This window comes from Brevibacterium sp. Mu109 (genome assembly GCF_900169375.1).
In the GTDB taxonomy this organism is placed as follows: Bacteria; Actinomycetota; Actinomycetes; order Actinomycetales; family Brevibacteriaceae; genus Brevibacterium; species Brevibacterium yomogidense_A.
In genome coordinates, this window is record NZ_FXZF01000017.1 from 1 (window position 1) to 22,400 (window position 22,400).

Annotated in this window: 22 protein-coding genes and 1 rRNA gene; 19 read left to right on the top strand and 4 right to left on the bottom strand. The window is 69.2% G+C overall.

Annotated features, from left to right (window positions below; all coding sequences use genetic code 11):
• Both rrf and gdhA read left to right on the top strand, forming a co-directional pair.
• Window positions 1-102: ribosomal RNA gene (gene rrf / locus BSP109_RS11055) — 5S ribosomal RNA — on the top strand; the annotation flags it as partial.
• Window positions 103-317: 215 nt separating this feature from the next.
• Window positions 318-1,661 carry an NADP-specific glutamate dehydrogenase gene (gene gdhA / locus BSP109_RS11060; RefSeq protein ID WP_179207206.1) on the top strand — a complete coding sequence of 448 codons (1,344 nt, stop codon included), beginning with the start codon at window positions 318-320 and terminating at the stop codon, window positions 1,659-1,661.
• Between the two features lie 159 nt (window positions 1,662-1,820).
• Here the strand turns inward: gdhA and BSP109_RS11065 are convergent, their stop codons facing one another.
• On the bottom strand, window positions 1,821-2,318 hold the full coding sequence (locus tag BSP109_RS11065; RefSeq protein WP_087009310.1) for a flavin reductase family protein: 498 nt from the start codon (window positions 2,316-2,318) through the stop codon (window positions 1,821-1,823).
• A 28-nt stretch (window positions 2,319-2,346) separates the two neighbouring features.
• Between BSP109_RS11065 and BSP109_RS11070 the strand changes: the two genes are divergently transcribed.
• Together BSP109_RS11070 and BSP109_RS11075 are read left to right on the top strand one after the other, a co-directional pair.
• A complete protein-coding gene (locus BSP109_RS11070) occupies window positions 2,347-2,607 on the top strand; it encodes a DUF3039 domain-containing protein (RefSeq protein ID WP_087009312.1) in 261 nt (86 codons plus the stop codon).
• On the top strand, window positions 2,608-4,389 hold the full coding sequence (locus tag BSP109_RS11075) for a DEAD/DEAH box helicase (protein ID WP_087009313.1): 1,782 nt from the start codon (window positions 2,608-2,610) through the stop codon (window positions 4,387-4,389).
• Between the two features lie 27 nt (window positions 4,390-4,416).
• Here BSP109_RS11075 and BSP109_RS11080 read toward each other — a convergent pair whose 3' ends face one another.
• The gene (locus tag BSP109_RS11080; protein WP_101600664.1) at window positions 4,417-5,748 is read right to left on the bottom strand and encodes a nicotinate phosphoribosyltransferase; all 1,332 of its coding nucleotides are present in this window, start codon (window positions 5,746-5,748) and stop codon (window positions 4,417-4,419) included.
• Between the two features lie 302 nt (window positions 5,749-6,050).
• Here BSP109_RS11080 and clpS point away from each other — a divergent pair, with 302 nt between their 5' ends.
• The 10 genes from clpS to BSP109_RS11130 all read left to right on the top strand — a co-directional run bounded on the left by clpS (window position 6,051) and on the right by BSP109_RS11130 (window position 16,044).
• A complete protein-coding gene (clpS, locus tag BSP109_RS11085; RefSeq protein ID WP_256970434.1) occupies window positions 6,051-6,326 on the top strand; it encodes an ATP-dependent Clp protease adapter ClpS in 276 nt (91 codons plus the stop codon).
• A complete protein-coding gene (locus BSP109_RS11090) occupies window positions 6,323-7,027 on the top strand; it encodes a DUF2017 domain-containing protein (RefSeq protein ID WP_101600666.1) in 705 nt (234 codons plus the stop codon). The genes clpS and BSP109_RS11090 overlap by 4 nt, the downstream gene beginning before the upstream one ends.
• Window positions 7,027-7,881: an MBL fold metallo-hydrolase gene (locus BSP109_RS11095; RefSeq protein ID WP_101600667.1), complete on the top strand. Its 855-nt coding sequence runs from the start codon at window positions 7,027-7,029 to the stop codon at window positions 7,879-7,881. The genes BSP109_RS11090 and BSP109_RS11095 overlap by 1 nt, the downstream gene beginning before the upstream one ends.
• Complete coding sequence (gene rph / locus BSP109_RS11100; protein ID WP_101600669.1) at window positions 7,878-8,630, top strand: ribonuclease PH; 753 nt, start codon at window positions 7,878-7,880, stop codon at window positions 8,628-8,630. The genes BSP109_RS11095 and rph overlap by 4 nt, the downstream gene beginning before the upstream one ends.
• Before the next feature lies 1 nt (window position 8,631).
• Entirely contained in the window at window positions 8,632-9,234 is a 603-nt protein-coding gene (gene rdgB, locus BSP109_RS11105) for an RdgB/HAM1 family non-canonical purine NTP pyrophosphatase (RefSeq protein ID WP_101600671.1), read from the top strand.
• Between the two features lie 151 nt (window positions 9,235-9,385).
• Window positions 9,386-10,900: an ABC transporter substrate-binding protein gene (locus tag BSP109_RS11110; protein ID WP_087009434.1), complete on the top strand. Its 1,515-nt coding sequence runs from the start codon at window positions 9,386-9,388 to the stop codon at window positions 10,898-10,900.
• Between the two features lie 77 nt (window positions 10,901-10,977).
• Entirely contained in the window at window positions 10,978-11,922 is a 945-nt protein-coding gene (locus BSP109_RS11115) for an ABC transporter permease (protein WP_087009325.1), read from the top strand.
• Window positions 11,919-12,824: an ABC transporter permease gene (locus tag BSP109_RS11120; protein WP_087009327.1), complete on the top strand. Its 906-nt coding sequence runs from the start codon at window positions 11,919-11,921 to the stop codon at window positions 12,822-12,824. Before BSP109_RS11115 ends, BSP109_RS11120 begins: the two co-directional genes overlap by 4 nt.
• Window positions 12,824-14,581: an ABC transporter ATP-binding protein gene (locus BSP109_RS11125; RefSeq protein WP_101600673.1), complete on the top strand. Its 1,758-nt coding sequence runs from the start codon at window positions 12,824-12,826 to the stop codon at window positions 14,579-14,581. The genes BSP109_RS11120 and BSP109_RS11125 overlap by 1 nt, the downstream gene beginning before the upstream one ends.
• Before the next feature lie 29 nt (window positions 14,582-14,610).
• Window positions 14,611-16,044: an amidase gene (locus BSP109_RS11130; RefSeq protein ID WP_256970430.1), complete on the top strand. Its 1,434-nt coding sequence runs from the start codon at window positions 14,611-14,613 to the stop codon at window positions 16,042-16,044.
• Between the two features lie 87 nt (window positions 16,045-16,131).
• On the opposite strand, the gene BSP109_RS11135 is transcribed toward BSP109_RS11130, so the two are convergent.
• Complete coding sequence (locus BSP109_RS11135; protein ID WP_143275899.1) at window positions 16,132-17,430, bottom strand: hypothetical protein; 1,299 nt, start codon at window positions 17,428-17,430, stop codon at window positions 16,132-16,134.
• 143 nt (window positions 17,431-17,573) lie between these two features.
• Here BSP109_RS11135 and BSP109_RS11140 point away from each other — a divergent pair, with 143 nt between their 5' ends.
• Window positions 17,574-18,791: a DUF6350 family protein gene (locus tag BSP109_RS11140; RefSeq protein WP_146001137.1), complete on the top strand. Its 1,218-nt coding sequence runs from the start codon at window positions 17,574-17,576 to the stop codon at window positions 18,789-18,791.
• Here BSP109_RS11140 and BSP109_RS11145 read toward each other — a convergent pair.
• Complete coding sequence (locus BSP109_RS11145) at window positions 18,754-19,281, bottom strand: hypothetical protein (RefSeq protein WP_101600676.1); 528 nt, start codon at window positions 19,279-19,281, stop codon at window positions 18,754-18,756. The genes BSP109_RS11140 and BSP109_RS11145 overlap by 38 nt on opposite strands.
• A gap of 82 nt (window positions 19,282-19,363) precedes the next feature.
• Here BSP109_RS11145 and purN point away from each other — a divergent pair, with 82 nt between their 5' ends.
• The 4 genes from purN to BSP109_RS11165 all read left to right on the top strand — a co-directional run bounded on the left by purN (window position 19,364) and on the right by BSP109_RS11165 (window position 22,323).
• Window positions 19,364-19,975 carry a phosphoribosylglycinamide formyltransferase gene (gene purN / locus BSP109_RS11150; RefSeq protein ID WP_087009335.1) on the top strand — a complete coding sequence of 204 codons (612 nt, stop codon included), beginning with the start codon at window positions 19,364-19,366 and terminating at the stop codon, window positions 19,973-19,975.
• 44 nt (window positions 19,976-20,019) lie between these two features.
• The gene (gene purH, locus BSP109_RS11155; RefSeq protein ID WP_087009337.1) at window positions 20,020-21,573 is read left to right on the top strand and encodes a bifunctional phosphoribosylaminoimidazolecarboxamide formyltransferase/IMP cyclohydrolase; all 1,554 of its coding nucleotides are present in this window, start codon (window positions 20,020-20,022) and stop codon (window positions 21,571-21,573) included.
• 16 nt (window positions 21,574-21,589) lie between these two features.
• The gene (locus BSP109_RS11160; protein WP_087009339.1) at window positions 21,590-21,970 is read left to right on the top strand and encodes a hypothetical protein; all 381 of its coding nucleotides are present in this window, start codon (window positions 21,590-21,592) and stop codon (window positions 21,968-21,970) included.
• Window positions 21,971-22,101: 131 nt separating this feature from the next.
• Window positions 22,102-22,323, top strand: a complete 222-nt coding sequence (locus tag BSP109_RS11165) for an antitoxin (RefSeq protein ID WP_087009341.1) — start codon at window positions 22,102-22,104, stop codon at window positions 22,321-22,323.
• Window positions 22,324-22,400 lie beyond the last annotated feature (77 nt).

Here is a 22,400-nt window from a genome sequence, read left to right on the forward strand (position 1 = left end):
GGTAGGGAAACGCCCGGTCCCATTCCGAACCCGGAAGCTAAGCCTGCCAGCGCTGATGGTACTGCACTCGATAGGGTGTGGGAGAGTAAGTCACTGCCGCAATATTCTTTGTTTGGTTGGTTGAGGGTCTGAGGGTTTGAGCGTTGCTCACCGTCAGGCCCTCAACCCATTCACAAGCACATTCGTGTGATGTCCGCACCGCGCTGCAGTGCCTACCGGCACTCGGCTGAGCCTGCATATGTGCGAGTCGTATGCAATTCCTTCTCGCTATTCAGAACCGCACGCTCGATCCTTGTGTCACCTATATAGTTCTCACCATGAGTCTTCATCCCGCCCTCCAGCCCATGTACGACACTGTCCTGCACAGGAACCCTGGGGAGTCCGAATTCCACCAGGCCGTGCTCGAGGTGTTCTACAGCCTGGGCGCTGTGGCGGACCGTCATCCCGACCTGGTGGAGTCAGGCGTCATCGAGCGCCTCTGCGAGCCGGAGCGCCAGATCATCTTCCGCGTCCCGTGGACGGACGATCACGGGAAGGCCCAGATCAACCGCGCATTCCGCGTCGAGTACAACTCCGCGCTGGGGCCGTACAAGGGCGGACTGCGATTCCACCCGACCGTCTACCTCGGCATCGTGAAGTTCCTCGGCTTCGAGCAGATCTTCAAGAACGCGCTGACCGGTATGCCGATCGGCGGCGGCAAGGGCGGTTCCGACTTCGATCCCAAGGGCAAGAGCGATGTCGAGATCATGCGCTTCTGCCAGTCGTTCATGACGGAGATGTACCGACACCTCGGCGAGCACACCGATGTCCCCGCGGGCGACGTGGGCGTGGGCAGCCGCGAGGTCGGCTTCCTGTTCGGTCAGTACAAGCGGATCACCAACCGGTTCGAGGCGGGAGTACTCACCGGCAAGGGCCTCGACTATGGCGGGTCCATGGTGCGGACTGAGGCGACAGGCTTCGGTCTCGTGTACTTCGTCCGCGAGATGCTCGCCGCCGCCGGCCGGTCGTTCGACGGCAAGCGGGTCATCGTCTCCGGATCGGGCAACGTGGCGATCCACGCTGCGCTCAAGGCGCAGGAGCTCGGGGCGACAGTCATCTCCGCGTCCGATTCCGGCGGATACGTCCACGATCCTGCAGGCATCGATGTTCGGCTGCTCAAGGACGTGAAGCTGGAGCGCGGTGCGCGGATCAGTGCGTACGCGGATGAGCGTCAGTCGGCCACATACCATCAAGGCGGAAGCGTGTGGTCGCTGGAAGCGGATATCGCCCTGCCGTGCGCCACTCAGAACGAACTGGACCGCGACGCCGCCGCTGAGCTGGTGAAGAGCGGAATATCCGTCGTCGCAGAGGGTGCGAACATGCCGTGCACGCCGGACGCGATCAAGGTGTTCGCCGAGAACGAGGTGCTGTTCGGTCCAGGCAAGGCCGCGAATGCCGGCGGAGTGGCGACTTCTGCTCTGGAGATGCAGCAGAACGCTTCGCGTGACTCCTGGTCGTTCGCGCAGACCGATGCCCGCCTCGACGAGATCATGTCCGGGATCCACACGGCGTGTGCGGAGGCGGCGGAAGCGTACGATGCGCCGGGCGACTACGTCGCTGGTGCGAACATCGCGGGATTCCTCCGCGTCGCCCGCGCCATGAGTGCGCAGGGCGTCGTCTGAGACTCTGACCTGACACCCCATCCCCTCAGCCGCCCGGCATTGCCGGGCGGCTGAGGGCGTTGTGCACGTCGTGGGGACTGTGCTGGACGTCCCGATGGCGGCTGTGAGGTCGTGCCTTCCTCCGGGTGTCGCCTGTGTCTACTGAGGAGTGCTGTGCCGTCAGCGGGGCGCAGGACGGTGATACTCGCCTGCCCAGTGCAGGAGGGGTGGGGGAGTCGTCCCAGCCGAGCTGCATGCCTCCACGCGGCAGATGAGCAGTTCATGGGTCTCAGCCGTGACGCGCTCGACGATCCGCAGGTCGAACCAGGCGACGCTGTGAGCGATGACGGGTCCCCCCGACGGGGCCTCGACCGTCTCGATGCTGTCCAGGACCCCGCGGAGGGGCTGTGCCGGCTCTCCGAGCCACTGGGCGATTCCCTTCTGCTCCGCCGAGAGGACGCTCAGAGTGCAGGTGTCGGTGAGTTCGAGTGATTCGGCCATCCGTGACCCCCCGTAGATGGACACGGCCATGGTCGGTGGGTCGTACGACACATCGAGGAATGAGTCGACGGTGATCGCGTGCCGGGCACTTCCGCGGCGACATGCGATGACGGCGACCGGTCGGGGGAAGTCTTGGGCCGTGCTGCGGTAGGCGTCCACGAAGGCTGGGTCGGACATGTCCGTGTGCGGTCCTAGAATGGGTGCCATGTCTGAAACATATCCCGCCGGCGGAGGGTCGGCCACGCTAGATCGGCTCGAGCAGGACCAGCTCGTCGAGCCCGGTGACCATGAGCGGTTCTCGCACTACGCACCCAAGGACAAGATCATGGAGGCCATGGTCAACGGCACTCCGGTCGTCGCGCTCTGTGGCAAGGTGTGGACTCCGACCCGTGACCCGGAGCGGTTCCCCGTGTGCCCCAAGTGCAAGGAGATCTTCGAAACGATGCCCGAAGGTCCGCAGGAGTAAGTGTCGAGCAGGGTTCCCGGCACTCACGCCGCTGAACAGCTTCCTCCCGCATTCCCCGAACGCGCTGCCTGGGGAACAGCGGGGAAGCTGCGTGCATGGCAGGCTGAGGCGCTGGAAGAGTACTTCGACACGCAGCCGCGCGATTTCCTCGCGGTGGCGACCCCCGGGGCAGGCAAGACGACGTTCGCGCTGCGGCTCGCAGCGGAGCTGCTGGCCAAGCGCATCGTCGACCGGGTGACGGTCGTCGCGCCGACTGAGCACCTCAAGGTGCAGTGGGCGGACGCAGCCGCACGGGTGGGGATCCGCCTGGACCCCCACTTCAAGAACGCGCAGGGACGGCACGCGCCGGGGTTCCACGGTGTGGCGGTGACGTACGCCCAGGTGGCGGCGAAGCCGGTGCTGCACCACAACAGGACCGCCGCGGCGCGGACACTCGTGGTCCTCGACGAGATCCACCACGCAGGCGACGCCCTGTCGTGGGGCGACGCGATCCGCGAGGCGTTCGAACCCGCCAGGCGACGGCTCTCGCTCACCGGCACCCCGTTCCGCTCCGACACCGCGGCGATCCCGTTCGTCGAGTATGAGCCGGACGAGGAGGGCATCCGCACCTCGCGCTCGGACTACACGTACGGCTACGCGCAGGCACTGCAGGACGGCGTGGTGCGCCCGGTGCTCTTCCTGGCCTATGCCGGCGAGATGCGGTGGCGGACGAAGGCGGGCGATGAGATGTCCGCCGTCCTGGGGGCTGACGCGACGAAGGACATCCACTCCCAGGCTTGGAGGACCGCGCTGGACCCGAAGGGCGAATGGATCCCAGCGGTGCTCCGTGCCGCCGATCGCCGTCTCTCGGAAGTCCGTCACACCGTGCCGGATGCCGGCGGTCTTGTCATCGCGACCGATCAGACCGTGGCGCGCGCCTACGCGAAGCAGCTGAGCGAGATCTGCGGAGAGGAGGTCACCGTCGTCCTCTCCGATGAGGCCGGTGCCTCGTCGCGGATCGAGGAGTTCCAGAACTCCGATCGGCGCTGGATGGTCGCAGTGCGGATGGTGTCCGAAGGTGTGGACGTCCCGCGGCTGGCCGTCGGCGTGTATGCGACGTCCTCGGCCACACCGCTGTTCTTCGCCCAGGCGATCGGCCGCTTCGTGCGTGCCCGGAAGCGGGGCGAGACGGCGTCGATCTTCCTTCCGAGCGTCCCGATCCTCATGGCGCTCGCGAACACGCTCGAAGCCGAACGCGATCACGCCCTGGACCGGAAGCCCAACCCGGATGACGACGGACTGGTCACGTTCGACGACGAGGCCCTCGCAGAGGCGAACCGCGCGGATTCCGCCAGTGACGACCTCCTGGGGTCCTTCGAGGCTCTGGACGCGCAGGCGAGCTTCGACAAGGTGCTCTTCGACGGCGGCGAGTTCGGCGCGGGCGGAGCAGTCGGATCCGCGGACGAACTGGACTTCATCGGCATCCCCGGCCTGCTCGAGCCCGACCAGGTGACGGAGCTGCTGCGCAAGCACCAGGCCGACCAGCAGTCCCGCCGCTCACGCGTCGCGGTCGAGGAGCCGCAGCCGGCCGTCGATGAGTTCGAGCATCGCGCGCTGAAGGAGGACCGCAACAGGCTGCAGACGCTCGTGGGCGCCTGGGCGCGGCGCACGGGCAAGCCGCACGCCACGGTCCACGTCGACCTGCGCAAGGCGTGCGGGGGGCCGGCCGTGGCCGAAGCGACGCGTGACCAGATCCGGGATCGGATCGCGAAGCTCGAGGCCTGGTTCGTCGGACGCCGCTGAGACTCACCGGCCGAGGCCCCCGGGCGGTCAGCCCTCGTAGTAGACGGTGGGGATGGCGGGCTCCCCGTCCTGGAGGCGCCTCGCGGTGCGGGGGAGCTCTGCGACGGACTCCGCGTGCCGGGCACGGGCCCGCCGCACCCCCTCCTTGCCGGTGTGCGAGTCGTCCACGACCCCGTCGACGACCAGGTCGACGAGCAGGTGCCGTCCGTCGGCGAGGTCGGCGGGGATCTGAGGAATGCCGATCGCCTCTTCCGTGACGATCGCGCCGTCGAAGACACGGACCGCCTGCTTGCGGCCGCCGCGGCTGCTCTTGCCGTTGGCCTTCTTCGCGACGGCAGTCCACTCGCCGTCGCCGCCCGGTGAGTCGGTGTGCGCGACGAGCTTGTAGACGAGGTTGGCGGTCGGGAAACCGGATCCGGTGACGACCCGCGTTCCCACGCCGTAGGCATCGACCGGAGCGGCGGTCAGCGCCGCGATCGCATACTCGTCGAGGTCGCTGGTCACGGTGATGGTGGTGTTCCTGGCTCCGAGCTCATCGAGCTTCGCCCGGACCTCGGACGCCTGGATCGCCAGGTCTCCGGAGTCCAGCCGCACACCGCCCAGCTCCGTGCCTGCGACGGCGATCGCAGTCTCCAGCGCTTCGTCCACGTCGTAAGTGTCGAGGAGGACCGTCGTGTCCGCACCGAGCGATTCGACCTGCGCGGTGAAGGCCTCGCGCTCCGTGTCGTGGATGAGGGTGAAGGAATGGGCCGAGGTCCCGAGGGTGGGGATCCCGTAGGCCATCCCCGCTTCGAGGTTCGAGGTCGCGGAGAACCCTGCGACGGCTGCGGCCCGTGCCGCGGCCACGGCGGAGCTCTCGTGCGTGCGCCGGGATCCCATCTCCGACAGCGGACGGCCCCCGGCAGCACTCGTCATCCGGGATGCCGCCGAGGCGACCGCCGTGTCGTGGTTGAGGACCGACAGGATGAGGGTCTCGAGGATGACGGCGTCGCCGAATGTGCCCTCCACCGTGAGGATGGGGGACCCGGGGAAGTACACATCACCCTCCGCGTAGCCGCGGATCGTGCCGGTGAAGAGGTAGTCGCGCAGATAGTCGAGAGTGTCCTCATCGACGAGTGATTCGCTCCTGAGCCACTGCAGCTGGGCATCGGTGAAGCGGAAGTCCGCGAGGTGCTCGAGCGCTCGGCCGGTGCCGGCGACGACGCCGTACCGTCGGCCCGCAGGCAGACGCCTGCCGAAGGTCTCGAAGATGCTGCGACGATGCGCCGCGCCGGATCGGAGTCCAGCCTGCAGCATCGTCAGTTCGTACATATCGGTGAGGAGTGCGCTCGAACCGAGCCTCGCCGCGAGTTCGCCCATGCCTGGATCCTAGAGCACATCACGGTCCACCGCAGAGCGTCGAGAGCGACGGACGATCCGGTGCGCCGCAGCCACGGCCGGGCCGCACCCGCGAACCGGCCGCACCCGCGAACCGGCGGCACCCGCGAACCGTCAGCAGCGGGGGCCGGCGGCAGCGGGGGCCGGCGGCAGCGGGGGCCGGGCCCGCCTCGTGTGAGGCGGATCCCATGCGTGCGGATGGGGACCTCGGCGGCGGTCATCGCGGTTAGGGTAGGGGCGTGGCAGACCAGGAAGGGGCGACCGCAGTCGCGGAGCCGGACGCATTGAGCGCGCCCGCGCCGGCGCGTGACCTGCCGTGGGTGACCCTGGTCCTCAATGACCCGGTCAACCTCATGAGCTACGTCGAGTTCGTCTTCCGCGAGTACTTCGGCTATCCCCGTGCGAAGGCCAGGAAGCTCATGCTCGAGGTGCATGAGAAGGGCCGCAGCCGGGTGTCGACGGGCACGCGTGAGCAGATGGAGACCGACGTCCAGGCCATGCACGGCTACGGTCTGTGGGCCGAATGCCGTCCTGCCGACGACAGGGGTGACCAGACGTGAGGATCCTGCCCGACCACACGGGCGAGCACGTCATCCTCCAGATGGAGGACGCAGAGCAGTCGATCATCGCCGCCCTCCTGTCCGACGTGTCGCAGCTGCTGTCGACCGACCTCCCCGAACCGGATGCGGATCCGTTCGAGAGGCTGGTGGGCCACCTCGATCCCGACCAGGAGGTCACCCGCCCCGGTGACCCCGCCCTGCTGCGCCTCCTGCCGGATGTGGACTCCACGGATCCAGACCGGTCGGCGGAGTTCCGGCGCCTCACCGAACGGGACCTGCGCGAATCGAAGCTGCACAGCATCCGCATCGCCCTCCACAGCCTCGGCCAGCACCCCGGCCCGGTCGCGCTGGACGCAGAGGCAGCGCGCGCATGGATGCGGGCGCTGACCGACGTGCGCCTGGTCCTCGCCTCCCGCCTCGACATCACACAGGACGAGGATGCGGAACGGCTGATGTCCGGGGCCAGGGACATCGGAGAGACGGGCGAGGCGGTCCTCAGTCTCTATGAACTCACCACCTGGCTGCACGAGCACATCACCCAGTTCATGCTCGAGGGGCTTCCCTCCCATCCCGACGACGGGATCGACGAGGACCTCGCAGAGCTCTTCGAGGACGACTGGCTCGATGCGGAGCTCGATGAGGAGACCGACGACGCCCCGGACGGCACCCAGTCCGATGACGACGACGAGGAGGACCGCTGATGCGACTCACTGCGGTCGGCACCTCCGGTTCGTTCCCGGGCGCGGGTAACGCGGCCAGCTGCTACCTCCTCACGTGGGACAACGGCGGCCGGGAGTGGAAGGTCGTGCTCGACCTGGGCTCCGGTGCGCTGGGAGCGCTCCAGGAGCACATCGACGCTCTGGACCTCGACGCGGTCGTGCTGTCGCACCTGCACCCGGACCACTGCCTCGACATGACCGGGCTGTTCGTGCGCCGCGTCTACGATCCCGCCGTGTTCCAGGCGCCGCCGGACTCTACCTCCGCTCCGGTGATCGCGACGGCACCGCTCGACGTCTGGGGGCCGGCCGGCACGCAGGAGCGCCTGACGCGGGCGCACCACACCGATCCGGGCCTCAGCCCCGACGCCGATCGGGCGCACCCGACCGACCTCGGCACCGCCTTCGCCTTCCGCACCATCCGCGAAGGCGAGCCCTTCACGATCGGCGGGGCCCTGTTCGAGCCGTTCCTGGTCCGTCACCCCGTCGAGTGCTATGCGCTGCGCATCACCGCACCGGACGGGGGAGTCCTCGTCTACTCCGGTGACACCGACGCGTGCGACGGGCTCGACCACGCCGCGGCGAACGCCGACCTCTTCCTGTGCGAGGCGGCGTTCGAGGAGGGCCGCGACGTCGCTCGCGACGTGCACCTCACCGGCCTGCGCGCAGGCGAGACGGCTGCGCGCGCAGCCGTGAGGCGCCTCGTCCTCACCCACATCCCACCCTGGACGCGCGCCCGCGTCGTCCGTGCAGAAGCGGAGTCCGTGTACTCCGGCCCCCTGGACATCGCGCGACCCGGCGCTGTCTGGGACATCCCCTCCGAAAGGACCCGACTGTGACTCAGACCGCTCGTTTCGACGGCCGCACCCCCGACCAGCTGCGCGAGGTGCGGATCACGCGCGACTGGCTGGACCATGCCGAGGGCAGCGTCCTCGTCGAGTTCGGCCGCACCCGCGTCCTCTGCGCGGCGTCGCTGTCCGAGGGCGTCCCGCGCTGGATGAAGGGGCAGGGCCGCGGCTGGGTGACCGGCGAGTACGCGATGCTGCCGCGCGCCACCCACACCCGCAGCTCGCGCGAGTCGGTCAAGGGCCGCGTGGGCGGGCGGACGCACGAGATCTCCCGCCTCATCGGCCGGTCGCTGCGCGCCGCTGTGGACATGGACAAGCTGGGGGAGAACACCCTCCAGATCGACTGCGACGTCCTCCAGGCGGACGGCGGCACGCGGACGGCCGCGATCACCGGTGCCTACGTCGCGCTCGCCGACGCGATCGACACCGGCCGCCGCCGCGGGTGGATCCCCGCCGCCGTCGACCCGATCGTGGATTCGATCGCCGCTGTGAGCGTGGGCATCGTCAAGGGTGCCCCCGTCCTCGACCTCCCCTACGAGGAGGACGTCGAAGCGGACACGGACATGAACGTCGTCATGACCGGCTCCGGCGCATTCGTCGAAGTGCAGGGCACTGCGGAAGCCGCCCCGTTCGACCGGTCCGAGCTGGGCCGGCTGCTCGACCTCGCGCAGGTGGGCTGCGCCTCGCTCACGGAACTGCAGCGCGCAGCGCTCGCCGAACCGCGCACGTCCGGTTCCTGACATGAGCGGCGCGACCTTCGCTGAGGCGGTCCTCGCCACCCGGAACGCGGGCAAGATCCGCGAGCTCGAGTCGCTGCTCGCGGAGTCCCTGGGCCCGGTCCGGGTCCTGTCCGCCGCCGATGCGGGACTGCCCGACGTCGTCGAGGACGGGATCACGTTCGAGGCGAACGCGCTGCTGAAGGCCCGTTCCGCTGCGGCGCACTCCGGACTGCCCGCGTTCGCCGACGATTCCGGTCTCGCGGTCGACGTGCTGCACGGCGCCCCCGGGATCTTCTCCGCGCGCTGGTCGGGAGTGCACGGCGACGATGCCGCGAACAATGCTCTGCTGCTCGCACAGCTGGGCGACGTGCCGGACGAGCACCGCGGGGCCGCCTTCGTCTGCGCGGCCGCATTCGTCACCCCGGACGGGACCGAGGTCGTCCGTGAGGGCCGCTTCTCAGGAACCCTGCTGCGCGAACCGCGGGGAGATGACGGATTCGGGTACGACCCCCTGTTCGTGCCGAACGGGTCCTCGCTGACCGCGGCAGAGATGGGGCCCGCGCGAAAGAATGCCGTCTCGCATCGTGCACTCGCCTTCCGCGCTCTGCTGGGGGCGATCGCCTGAGCGTATGAGGATGTGAGACCGCAGTCCGCATGCCGGACTGCGGAGGGTTCGCATGAGAGCTCCGTTACACTGTCGTACAGTCTTGAAGCAGTCCTCGACTTTGACTTCTCCCCGGATCCGACCGCGTGTCCCGGGAGCGAACGGAGCAATGATGTCCCGCCTCTCAGCCGCCGTCGCAGGCGCCGCAGTCCTCGCCCTCACCATCACCGGCTGCAGCGCAGGTGCCGACAGCAGCACGGGCGGTGAGGCGAACGCGGACCGCACCGACATCATCGTGGCTCACACCGCAGAACCGGTGAACCTCGACTTCACGACGACCGATGGCGCCGCGATCCCGCAGGCACTCATGGAGAACGTCTACGAATCACTCGTGCGCATCGACCAGGAGGGCGAGATCCAGCCGGCCCTGGCGACGGACTGGGAGGTCAGCGACGACCGCCTCACCTACACGTTCACCCTCGACGAGAACGCCGCGTTCTCCAACGGAGAACCCGTTACCGCGGAGGATGTGAAGTTCTCCTACGAGCGGGTCGGCTCGGATGACTGGACGAACGCGCTGGGCGCGAAGATGGATGTCGTGGACTCCATCGAGGCCCCCGACGACCAGACGGTCGAGATCACGCTCGCGCATCCGTCGAACACCTGGCTGTTCAACCTCGCCTCACTGGTGGGTGCCGTCTTCCACCCGGACGGGGTGGACGACCTCGCGAACACGGCGATCGGCTCCGGCCCCTACGAGGTCGAGGACTTCACCCGCGGACAGCAGATCGTCTTCTCGAAGCGCGACGACTACGCGGGCGCGACCCCGGGAACGCTCGACACGGTGACCTTCCGCTACTTCGATGACGCGGTCGCGGCGTCGAACGCGCTGAAGTCCGGCCAGATCGACGTGATCGGCAACCTCCAGACGCCGGAGCTCACGTCCGACTTCGAGGCCGATGACACCAAGCAGGTCGCCGAAGGCACGACGAACGGCGAAGTGGTGCTGTCGATGAACAACGCGGAGGGCATCTTCGCGGAGCAGACAGCCCGTGAGGCCGTGCTCTACGGCATCGACGAGCAGGCGGTCCTCGACACGGCGTGGGGCGGGCACGGCACGATGATCGGCAGCATGGTCCCGCCCACGGACCCGTACTACGAGGACCTCACCGACGTGTGGCCGCACGATGTGGAGAAGGCGAAGGAGCTCGTCGCGGAAGCGGGCATCGAGGGCGAGGAGTTCACCTTCACCGTGCCCAGCCGCCCCTACGCCCAGGCATCGGCGGAGATGGTCGCGGCCCAGCTCGAGGAGATCGGGCTGAAGCCGAACATCGTCACGCAGGAGTTCCCCGCGGTGTGGCTGGACGAGACGATGACCAACCACGACTACGACATGTCCGTCATCAACCACGTGGAGGCCCGTGACCTCCTCACCGTGTTCGGCGAGGGCTACTACACCGGCTACGACTCGGCCGGGATCGAAGAGATCGCGGCCGCAGCGGATGAGGGGACCGAAGAGGAGTACGTGGAGGGGATGAAGGAGGTCGCCCGGACCATCACGGAGGACGCGGCCGCAGGCTTCCTCTACCTGTTCCCGAACCTCGTCGTCGCAGACGCGACGGTCACCGGGCTGCCCGTCAACGCGGTGTCCGACTCCTTCCAGATCTACGACCTCGCGTGGAACTGAACGACGACCGCTCGGCCGGCACTCTGGGTCCTCTGGACCCGCCCATCGACACCGCACTACTGAAAGACGACTGATCCGTGCGCGCACTCGCCAGCAGACTCCTGCAGTTCGTGCTGACCGTGTGGGCTGCGTCCGTCGCAGTGTTCGCGCTCATGCAGATCCTTCCCGGCAACGCCGCACAGGTGGCCGCGGGCATGAGCGCCACTGCGGAGGACGTCGCCCGCATCGAGCAGGAGTTCGGCCTCGACCGGCCGCTCATCGTCCAGTACGGCGACTGGCTGACAGGGATGCTGCAGGGCGACTTCGGCATCTCCTATGTCACGGGCGCACCCATCACCCCGCTGGTGTTCAACAGCATCCAGGTCACGCTGATCCTCGTTCTCAGCGCCATGGTGCTCGCGCTGCTCATCGCAGTGCCGCTCGGGACGATCGCGGCGCTGCTGCGCGGCCGCAGCCTGGGCGCTGTGCTGTCCGGCCTGAGCCAGGTGGGAGTCGCAGTCCCCAACTTCCTCGCCGGCATCCTGCTGGTGATGGTCTTCTCGCTGGGGCTGGGCTGGTTCCCGTCGTCCGGATGGCAGGCGCCCATCTTCGGGATCGGCGGATTCCTGTCGCACCTGATCCTGCCGGTGGCCTCGCTGGCCCTGGTGCAGGGCGCGATCCTCACCCGCTACGTCCGCTCCGCAGTGCTCGAGATCATGCGCGAGGACTACCTGCGCACGGCGCGGGCGAAGGGCCGCACCTCTGCGAGCGCGCTCGCCGTCCACGGGCTGCGCAACGCGGCCATCCCGGTCGTGACGGTGGCCGGCGTCCAGCTCGCGACCCTCCTGATCGGCGCTGTCGTCATCGAGCAGGTCTTCGTGCTGCCCGGGATGGGATCGGAGCTGGTGCGCGCGGTCGAGAACCGCGACCTGCTCACCGTCCAGGCGATCGTCATGGTGCTCGTCTTCCTCGTCCTGGCGCTCAACCTCATCATCGACCTCCTGTACACCCTCCTCGACCCGCGTGTGAGGAATGCCGCATGACCACCCCCGCCTCTCCCGCCTCCACCGCCTCGGCGGCAGCCACCGGCGCTCCGGTCGCGGACGCCCCGCGCAGACGCAGCCGCCGCACCGCGGACCTCACGTTCATCGTCGGGCTCGTGCTCGTCGGCATCGTCGTGGTCCTGGCGCTCGTGTCCTTCGTGTGGACACCGCATCCTCCCACCCAGCCGGACGCGGCCGGCCGGCTCCAGGGGATGTCCGCGGCCCACCCGTTCGGGACCGACCGCTACGGGCGGGACACACTCACCTGGATCATGCTCGGTGCGCGAGTGACCCTGCTCGTCGGCATCGTCGCCGTGGGCATCGCCATGCTCATCGGAGTGCCGCTCGGGGTGCTCGCAGGCATGACGCGGGCGCGCTGGCTGTCCGGACTCATCATGCGCGGCAATGACCTCCTGCTGGCCTTCCCCGCGCTGCTGCTGGCGATCGTGTTCTCCGCCGTGTTCGGCCCCGGCACCGGACCGGCGATGGCCGCACTGGGCATCGCCGCGATCCCGGCGTTCGCACGGGTGGCCCGCTCCGGCACCCTGCAGATCATGGGCCGGGAGTACATCGCGGCGGCGCGCACGGCGAACCGCACGCCGCTGCAGATCGCGATCCAGCACGTCGTCCCGAACATCGCCGGCCTCATCATCGTGCAGGCGTCCGTCACCTTCGCGCTGTCCGTCCTGGCCGAGGCCGGACTCTCCTTCCTGGGGCTGGGCACGCAGCCGCCCACTCCCTCCTGGGGGCGCATGCTCCAGGAATCGCAGCAGTTCCTCGGTTCGCGGCCGGAGCTGGCGATCTGGCCGGGCCTCTTCATCGCGATCGCGGTCCTGGGCTTCAACCTGCTGGGAGACGGCCTGCGCGACCGCCTGGACCCGACGCTGAGAGGCCGAAGCTGATGACCGACCCGCTGCTCGCCGTGCGCGACCTCACGATCTCCAGCGCATCGCAGACCCTCGTCCACCCCCTGAACTTCGCGATCGCGCCGGGCGAACGGGTGGGGCTCATCGGCGAATCGGGTTCGGGCAAGTCGCTCACCTCGTCCGCGGTCATGGGTCTGCTCCCGTCAGAGCTCACGGCCCAGGGCGAGGTCGCGCTCGCAGGGGAGTCGGGAAACCTCCTCACCCAGTCGGAGAAGTCGTTCGCACGCCTGCGCGGCAGCCGCATGAGCATGGTCTTCCAGGAGCCGATGAGCGCCCTCAACCCGCTCATGCGCGTGGGGGACCAGGTCGCAGAGGTCATGCGCCTGCACCGGACGGCATCGGGCGATGCCGCGTCGAAGCGCGCGATCGAGCTGCTCGACCAGGTGCACCTGCCGGACCCCTCCGCTGCGGCGAAGGCGTACCCGCACCAGCTGTCCGGCGGCCAGAGGCAGCGCATCATGCTGGCGATCGCCCTGGCGAACTCCCCGGACCTCCTCATCTGCGACGAGCCGACGACCGCGCTGGACGTGACGGTCCAGTCCGCAGTCCTCGACCTCATCGACGAGCAGGTCACCGCACGCGGGACCGGACTGCTCTTCATCACCCACGACCTGGCGGTCGTCGCCCGCGTGTGCGAGCGGGTCATGGTCATGAACGCGGGCCGCGTCGTGGAGACAGGAACGGTCGACGAGATCTTCACCGCACCGCAGCACGAGTACACCCGCGGTCTGCTGGCCGCGAGCGACCTGACGGCCACGGATTCGCGCGGTCGCCTCTTCACGATCGCGACGGCCGACCAGTACGCCGGGGCCGATCAGCAGGCGACCGCCGCCGAGGTGCCGGTCACCTCGGAGCAGACGCACGAGTCGGCACCGGCAGCGGCTCCGGAGCCGACCACGGCCTCGGCTCCGGAGCCCGAGCCGGCCACGGCCTCGGGCGCGGCCGACCTCATCGAGATGACCGGGGTCGTCAAGACCTTCACCCGCCGGGCCGGGCTCTTCCGCAGCCACAGGGTCGAGGCGCTCAAGGGCATCGACCTCTCCGTGCGCGCGGGCGGACGGATGGGCATCGTCGGGGAGTCGGGGTCCGGCAAGTCGACGCTCCTGTCGATCCTCTCCGGCCTCGAAGCGCCCACCGCCGGTGCGGTCCGCGTGGGGGACGTCGTCGTCGACCCCGATGACCAGTCGGGCCTCACCGCGATGCGCCGCGACCTGCAGATCGTGTTCCAGGATCCCTACGCATCGCTCGATCCGCGGATGAGCGTCGCGGAGATCATCGGCGAACCGCTGCGCTCGATGCAGGTGGGCCGGGACGAGAGGCTCGGCAGGGCAGAGGAGATGGTGGAGGCCGTGGGGCTCGACCTCGACGCGCTCACCCGGTTCCCCCACCAGTTCTCCGGCGGTCAGCGCCAGCGCATCTCGATCGCCCGCGCCCTCGTCACGCGCCCGCGGATCCTCGTCGCGGACGAACCGGTGTCCGCACTCGACGTCTCCGTGCGGGCACAGGTGCTCAACCTGCTCGCCGACCTGGTCGACGACTACAGCCTGACGCTCGTCTTCGTGTCGCATGATCTGGGAGTGGTCCGCCACCTGTGCTCGGACGTCGCGGTCATGCGGTCCGGCGAGATCGTCGAACAGGGGCGCACCGACCAGGTGTACGACGAACCCGCGCACGCATACACGAGGGCGCTCGTCGCGGCCTCGCCCACCATCCACGCAGCGCTCAGCGCCTGAGCTGCTCCCGAGCACGAAGGAGAGGACCCGTGGTGAACCCCACTGCTCCGCACGCCACAACCGCCGATCTGTCCGTCGCAGCGATGACCGAGGGCTTCCGCACCGGCGACCTCACGCCAGTCGAGGTGCTCGACGCGGTGCGGGAACGGGTCGAGGCCTGCGAACCCACGCTGAACGCACTCTGGTGGTCGGATCTCGACCAGCGGGGGAGGGCCCAGGCCGCGGCCCGCGAATCAGCGGAGCGCTGGCAGGCGGGAGCGCCGCGCGGTCCGCTGGACGGCGTGCCGGTCACCGTGAAGGAGAACATCGCGGTCGAAGGCGTCCCGATGCCCGGAGGCCACGCGGCCGGCGACCCGCAGCCCGCGACCGCGGACGCACCGATCACCGCGCGGCTGCGCGCAGGCGGTGCCGTCCTCTTCGGTGCCACCGTGATGCCCGACTGGGGGATGCTGTCCTCCGGAGTGTCCTCACGGCATGGGATCACGCGCTCGCCGCTGGACCCCTCGCTCACCACCGGAGGCTCATCGGCCGGCGCCGGTGCCGCAGCGGCCGCCGGCTACGGCCCCGTGCACATCGGATCCGACATCGGCGGCTCGATCCGGCTCCCCGGCACCTGGCTGGGACTGGCGACCCTCAAGCCCAGCTTCGGACGGGTCCCGCTCGACGCGCCGTACCTGGGGCGGTGCGCCGGGCCGCTCGCCCGCCGCACGGAGGACGTGCGCGCGGCGATGCAGGTGATCGGCCGCTCCGATGCGCGGGACTACTCCGAACTGCCCGCGTACACCGGCGACTACGCACGACCGCTGGCGGACGGCGACACGGGTGTGCGCGGCCTGCGGATCGGCGTGCACACGGACGCGGGCTGCGGAGAGGCGACCGACCCCCACGTCGCGCGCGTGGTGCGGGCGACCGCCGACGCCCTGTCCGACGCGGGAGCCGAGGTGGTGGAGATCGCCCCCTTCATGGATGAGGAGCTGCTCGCCGACGTCGACCGGTTCTGGCGGGTGCGCTCGTGGGCGGACTTCTCCGCGCTGGACCTCGACGATCAGCGACTGATCCTGCCGCACGTGGCGCGGTGGTGCATGGCCGGCGCCGACGTCCCGGCCGTCGACCTCATGCGCTGCTACCACTCGATCCAGCGGATGCGCGCCGTGACGATCGCGGCGACGGTGGACTGCGACTTCGTGCTGTCGCCGGTGGCGCCCATGGCGGCGTTCCCCGCCGAGCAGCCGATGCCGTACACGGATCCGTCGCTGCCCATGCAGCACATCGGCTTCACGGTCCCGTACAACATGTCGGAGCAGCCCGCGTCGAGTGTGCACGCGGGGTTCACCCCCGACGGCCGGACCGTCGCCGTGCAGGTGGCGGGGCGCCGCTTCGACGACGCCGGGGTGCTGGCGCTCTCGGAGCGCATCGAGGGGATCACGGCAGCGGCCGCACCCGTGCGCACCGTGGGGGTCTGAGACCTCCGCGACGACACGCATGAGCCCCGTGGTCCACAGGACCACGGGGCTCATGCGTGCGTGGGGACTGGCCGCGTCCCCCGGCCGTCAGCCGTTGTAGAGGAAGTCGATGGAGATCGAATCCCCGTCGACGCTGACGGTTCCGGACGGGCGCAACTCCGATGTCAGCGTGTATTCGGCTCCGTCCTCGTCCTCGACGTCCGCCTCGACCTCGCCGGGCGCCTCATCGTCCGTGTAGAAGGAGCCGGTGCCGGGGATCCCGTAGTCGGTGACGACGATCGTGGGCCTCTCCGTCATCTCGTACTCGACGCCGTCCGTCTTGAGCGTGTCGTACGTCTCCTTCTCATCCGCGTTCGCGAACGAGTCGCGATCGAAGAAGCCGCAGTCGGTCTCGAGCTTGCCGGACTCCAGGCATTCGTCGAGCTTCGCATTGACCGCATCGGTGACGTCCTCCTTGTAGGCGTCCGTCACCTCGATGGTCACGTTGAGCGTCGCCGGCTGCGGTTCCGCGTCCGGGGCGAAGCCCACCGTGATGGCGGACGAGCCCTCTTCCGTGTAGGTGGTCTCCGGGACGACGAGTTCGTACGTCCCCGGCATGACCGCGTACTCCGTGGCCCCGGTCGCGAGGTCGACGGGTTCGCCGTTCACCGTCGCGTCCGCGGTCTGGGTGAGGTCGACGGAGAGCGTCTGCAGGACCGGCGGCTGCAGTGCCCACTGGTCGAAGAAGAAGCCCTGCCGGCCCGACTTGTCCGCGGTGAGCGGCAGTTCGTAGTCCTGGCCGTCGATCGAGTAGGACGCCGTCATCGTCGCCGTATCCCCGTCGATCTGGGCTTCGGACACCTGGACGTCCTCGATGGCTGAGGCCGAGGCTGAGAAGACGGCCGGATCGACGAGCGCCTCGTTCGCGCCGTTCGGCACTGTCGCGGGCGTGATCTCCTGCGCAGCTGCGAGGTCACCCGCGGCGACTGCGTCCAGGTACTCCTGCGCGACCGTCTCCGGACCGTACTGGCTGCGGTTGACGTTCATGAGGATCAGGGCGCCGACGACCACGAGGACCAGGACGAGCCCCACGGCGGACAGAGAGAGGATGAGGGGCATCTTCGACTTGCCCTTCTTCCGCTCCTGCTTGCGGGTCGCAGGAGCCGCGCCCGGCGCGTAGCCGGGGGCGGGCGCCGGCTGGGGGACCTCACCGGTCGGACCAGCAGCCTGCCCGCCCGGTCCGTCCTGCCCACCGCCGGGCTGTGGAGCATAGGGCGACGCGGGAGTCGATCCGTACGACGGAGGAGGAGCCCACGCGGACTGCTCGGATCGGTGCTCCTGCTGTGCCTGCTCCGGGGTCCGGTCGGGCATGGGCGGGATCTGCGGGTCCGGATCTCCAGAGCTCATCGCCAGGAACTCACCTTCACGACATCGACGACAGGGGTGCGGAGACGCGCTGGTCTCCAATCGCTCAAAGGTACCACCCGGACATGACCCGGAGGTGTGTCGAGTGCGCCTGTTGAGCGGCGATCGGGGCACAATGGGCGGCGATGTCATCGGCCCCCGCACTTCCCCCTCTCTCCAGCCGACACCCGGTCGTGATCGGCGCCCTCGAGGCGCTCCGGGCCGTCCTCGTCCTCGTCCTCACCGTTCTGGTCGTCGCCCTCGCCGCGTGGTTCGTCGCGATCGCCCAGCTGCAGCCGCTGTCCGCCGTCGTCCGGTGGGCCGGCACCCTGCTGGGCGCGGCCTCGGGGTGGGAGCTGGGGATCGGGCTCGGCCTCCCGCCGTCCCTCCTCACCGTCGGACTCATGTGTGTCATGACCTCCGCACTGCGAAGGACCCGCCGCGCGCTTGCCGCCAACGAGCAGCTGGTCCGTGCCGGAACCCTCCCCGCGACCCGCTATGCGGCGACGGTCGGGATGGCCACGTGCCTGGGTGCGATCGTCCTGGTGCTCCTGCTCGCAGGGCTGCTGGTGGGGGCGGGCACACTGACGCTCCTGGGGTCCGCGCGGTTCATCGTGGTGGTGTCGGTGCCGCTGCTCATCGCGTGCCTGGGTCCGGAGCGGCGCGGAGCACCCGCCGGTCGCTGGGCGCAGGCCCTGTTCGACCTCGTCGCGACGAAGGCGGGGGATGAGTGGGCCGACGCCCTGGAATCCGCGCTGCGGGTGCTGCGCCGCGTGGGGCTCGCCGTGGGGATCGTAGCCGTCCTGGGACTCATCGTCGCTCTCGCCACCGGGTGGTCCTCCATGGCCGAGGCGGTGTCCGGGTACTCCCGACCGACCGTCGCTGCGGTGGGGCTGGGCTTCGTCCAGCTGCTCTTCCTGCCGACGCTGCTGGTCATCACGGTGAGCTGGCTGTCGGGCGCCGGGGTCCACCTGTCTGCCGCTGCCCTCGCGACGCCGTTCAGCTCGCAGGCCGCAGTGGTTCCCGCCGTCCCCGTGCTCGCCGCGGTCCCGGTGGACACCGCGGCATGGGGGTGGGCGGTGCTGGTCGTCCTCCCGCTCGCTGCCGGGGTCGCGACCGTGGGACGCAGCACCTGGGTGGAGGAGGTGGACTGGCGCGTGGTCGTCATCTCAGCCGGTCTGGGCTTCGTCTGCACCGCTGCGGCCGTGCTGTTCGCAGCGGGGCCGATCGGACCCGCGGGACTGGAGACGTTCGGCGTCCCCATCGGGACTGCGATCGCCACCATCGGCGGAGCCGCGGGTGCGGGCACTGCCGCCGGGTGGGGCCTCAGTCTGCTTGCGAACCGGGCATCGGCTGACCGGTGAGCCGTTCGAACCAGTCGCCGACCTGCGTGTTGTAGTCGTTCTGGCAGACGGCCGTCGCCTGCTCGGTGATCGAATCGGCCATGCACGCTTCGAAATCGGCGCGGATGTCCCAGATGAGGACCGTGGAGATGGCGGAGACGAGTACGTATCCCGCGACGATGAAGCCGATGACCCCCGTGACGATCGCCTGAGCGACCTGCCCCGCGCGGATCCCTGCGACGAGGCAGATGACAGCGCACACCATCGCTCCGAGTGCGAGGACGCCGGACACGATGACGAGGGGGAGTGAGAGCATCGAGCAGAGGATCGCACCGGCGAGCAGCACCGTGAGCGCGAGGCCGTACTTCACGACGGTGCGCTGCGGGCCGCTGGGCTTCTCCGGTTCCTTGTCCGGACCGCCGTCGGGGGCGCCCGAACCCTTACCGGACGCGTCGGAATCGCGCGGCGGATCGATGCGGGTCTGGTCTTCGACGGGGCTCGGGTTGCTCACACCCACAGTGTCGCATACGGCCCGCGGGGGAGCGGCACAGCCCGGCCCGTCCCCTCCCACCGCGTTCCTCTAGACTTGCCGGGTGCGCTGCGTGATTCTCGCCTCCGGTTCAGGAACCCTCACCCAAGCTCTCCTCGACGCCTTCGCGGATGGGGGTGCAGGGGTGCAGATCGTCGCCGTCTGCTCCGACGTCGCGTCCGCCGGGGTGCTCGATCGTGCGCGGTCGGCAGGTGTCGAGACATGCGTCGTGGCCCCATCCGACCACTCCGCGCGTGCGGAGTGGAACCGGGCCCTGGCCGACACCGTGGCGTCGTACGATCCGGACTGGGTCATCTCCGCCGGTTTCATGCGGATCCTGGGAAGCGCATTCGTCGACCGCTTCGCCGGCCGCATCATCAACACGCACCCGGCTCTGCTGCCGTCGTTCCCCGGCGCCCACGGCGTCCGGGACGCGATGGCCCACGGCGTGAAGGTCGCGGGGACGACGTTCCACCTGGTCGACGCGGGCGTCGACACCGGCCCGATCATCGCGCAGTTCCCCGTGGCGGTGCAGGACGCAGACGATGAGGAATCGCTCCACGAGCGCATCCGCGCGGTCGAACGGACTCGACTGGTCGAGCTGCTGGCCTTCCTCGCCGAACGGACACTCACCGTCGAGGGACGACGCGTGACCGGGTGGACACCCGCACCGTGACCACTCCACAGAACCCATCCACACGAGCAGGAGGCACCAGAGACGTGCAGACAGCCCGACCCATCCGCCGCGCGCTCATCAGCGTCTATGACAAGACCGGCCTGGAGGGCCTCGCGCAGGGCCTCCACGCCGCCGGCGTCACCCTCGTATCGACCGGTTCGACGGCGGGACGCATCGCCCAGGCGGGTGTCCCCGTCACTCCTGTGGAGGAGCTCACCGGCTTCCCGGAGACCCTCGAAGGCCGTGTGAAGACGCTGCATCCGCGCGTCCACGCAGGGATCCTCGCGGACACGCGGAAGCCCGAGCACCTCGAGCAGATCGCTGAACTGGGCATCGAGGCGTTCGACCTGGTCGTCGTCAACCTGTATCCGTTCACGGAGACAGTCGCGTCCGGTGCGCCGTTCGACGACTGCGTCGAGCAGATCGACATCGGAGGGCCGTCGATGGTGCGCGCGTCGGCGAAGAACCACCCGAGCGTCGCAGTCGTCACCGACCCCTCCGTGTACTCCGAGGTCGTCGACGCGGCCGCGGGCGAGGGCTTCTCCCGCACACGGCGCACGCAGTTGGCCGCGGACGCATTCGCGCACACGGCCGCCTATGACGTCGCCGTGGCGTCGTGGATGGCCGGCCAGGTCGTCGAGGAGGAGGCCGGACTGCCGTCCTTCGTCGGCTCCGCCGTCCACAAGACCGCAGATCTGCGCTACGGAGAGAACCCCCATCAGCGTGCGGCCGTCTACGCGGTGCCCGGTGCAGGCGGCGCCGCGGGCGCGGTGCAGCTGGGCGGCAAGGAGATGTCGTTCAACAACTACCAGGACATCGACGCCGCGATCCGTGCCGCCTATGACTTCACGGACCCAGCGGTCGCGATCATCAAGCACGCGAACCCCTGCGGGCTGGCGGTGGGCGACGACATCGCAGACGCGCACAGGCGTGCGCACGCGACGGACCCGGTGTCCGCATACGGGGGCGTCATCGCAGCGAATCGCGAGGTGACGCTCGCGATGGCGGAGTCGGTGAAGCCGATCTTCACCGAGGTGCTCGCTGCGCCGTCCTTCGCCGCGGATGCCCTCGAGCTGCTGCGGACGAAGAAGAACCTCCGTCTGCTCGAGCTGGGTGAACACACGGAGCAGCGGATCGAGACGAAGCAGATCGGCGGTGGCCTGCTCGTGCAGGAGCGCGATCTGCTCCAGGCCGACGGCGACCAGCCGACGGGGTGGACCCTGGCCGCCGGTGAGGCTGCCGACGAGGCGACGATGCGCGACCTGGTGTTCGCATGGCGCGCTTGCCGATCGGTGAAGTCGAACGCGATCCTGCTCGCCCGGGACGGTGCCGCAGTCGGCGTGGGCATGGGCCAGGTGAACCGTGTGGATTCCGCGCGTCTCGCGGTCGAGCGGGCCGGGGAGGAGCGCGCGGCAGGCTCAGTCTGCGCGTCGGATGCGTTCTTCCCGTTCGCGGATGGACCGCAGGCGCTCTTCGACGCCGGCGTGAAGGCGATCGTCCAGCCGGGCGGATCGATCCGCGACGAGGAGGTGGTGGCTGCGGCTCAGGCTGCAGGCGTCACGATGTACTTCACAGGATCGCGCCATTTCCTCCACTGAGAGTGGGGACTCCACTGTGAGCAGGGGCTCCCGTGAGCACGGCGGCTCGCCCGGTCATGCTCGCCGTCCCGGTCATGCTCGACGTCGGGGCAAGGGCCGGGGCTGGTTCTCCAAGAGGTGGATCTACTGGAAGCGGCGCTACTCGAATCCGACGCTGCGCGACTGGGTGCTGCTGGCGACGGTCGTGGCGCTCGTCCTGGCCGTGGTCGTCGCCCCGCTGAGCTTCCGGCTGTCCGGATGGATGCTCGCTGCGGTCTGTGCCGCATCGGGCGTGCTCCGGCTGCTGCCCGACCCCTGGTGGGCGACGGTGCGCAATCGTGGGCGCGGGTTCGATGCGACGCTTTTCTTCAGCGCATCCGTCGCGCTTGCTCTTCTCACGGCGTCGATCCCCGATTAACACGAGCTGATCGTCGTCTGTGGACGTTCTGGGAGCATCCTCCTTCTGTTGCACGTGACCGGTCAGTAATGGAAGTGTCGTTTCCGAAGCCGCCCACCGGAGGCGGACGTCGATCTCAAGGAGGTACAGCAATGGGACTCGGAGATTTCGCAGACAAGGCCAAGGACGCCGCTAGCAACAACGAGCAGGTGCAGCAGTACGGCGAGCAGGGTCTGGACAAGGCCAGGGATGCCGCGAACGACGCCACCGGCGACAAGTTCTCGGATCAGGTCGACCAGGGTCACGGCGCTGCGTCGGACGCACTCGGCTTCGGTGACAAGGGCGGCGACCAGGGCGACGATAAGCGCAACTGATTCTTCGTTCTACGAATCGGCGCCCCGCTCCACCATCTGGTGGAGCGGGGCGCTTTCGTCTGTGCGGGGTCGGTGTG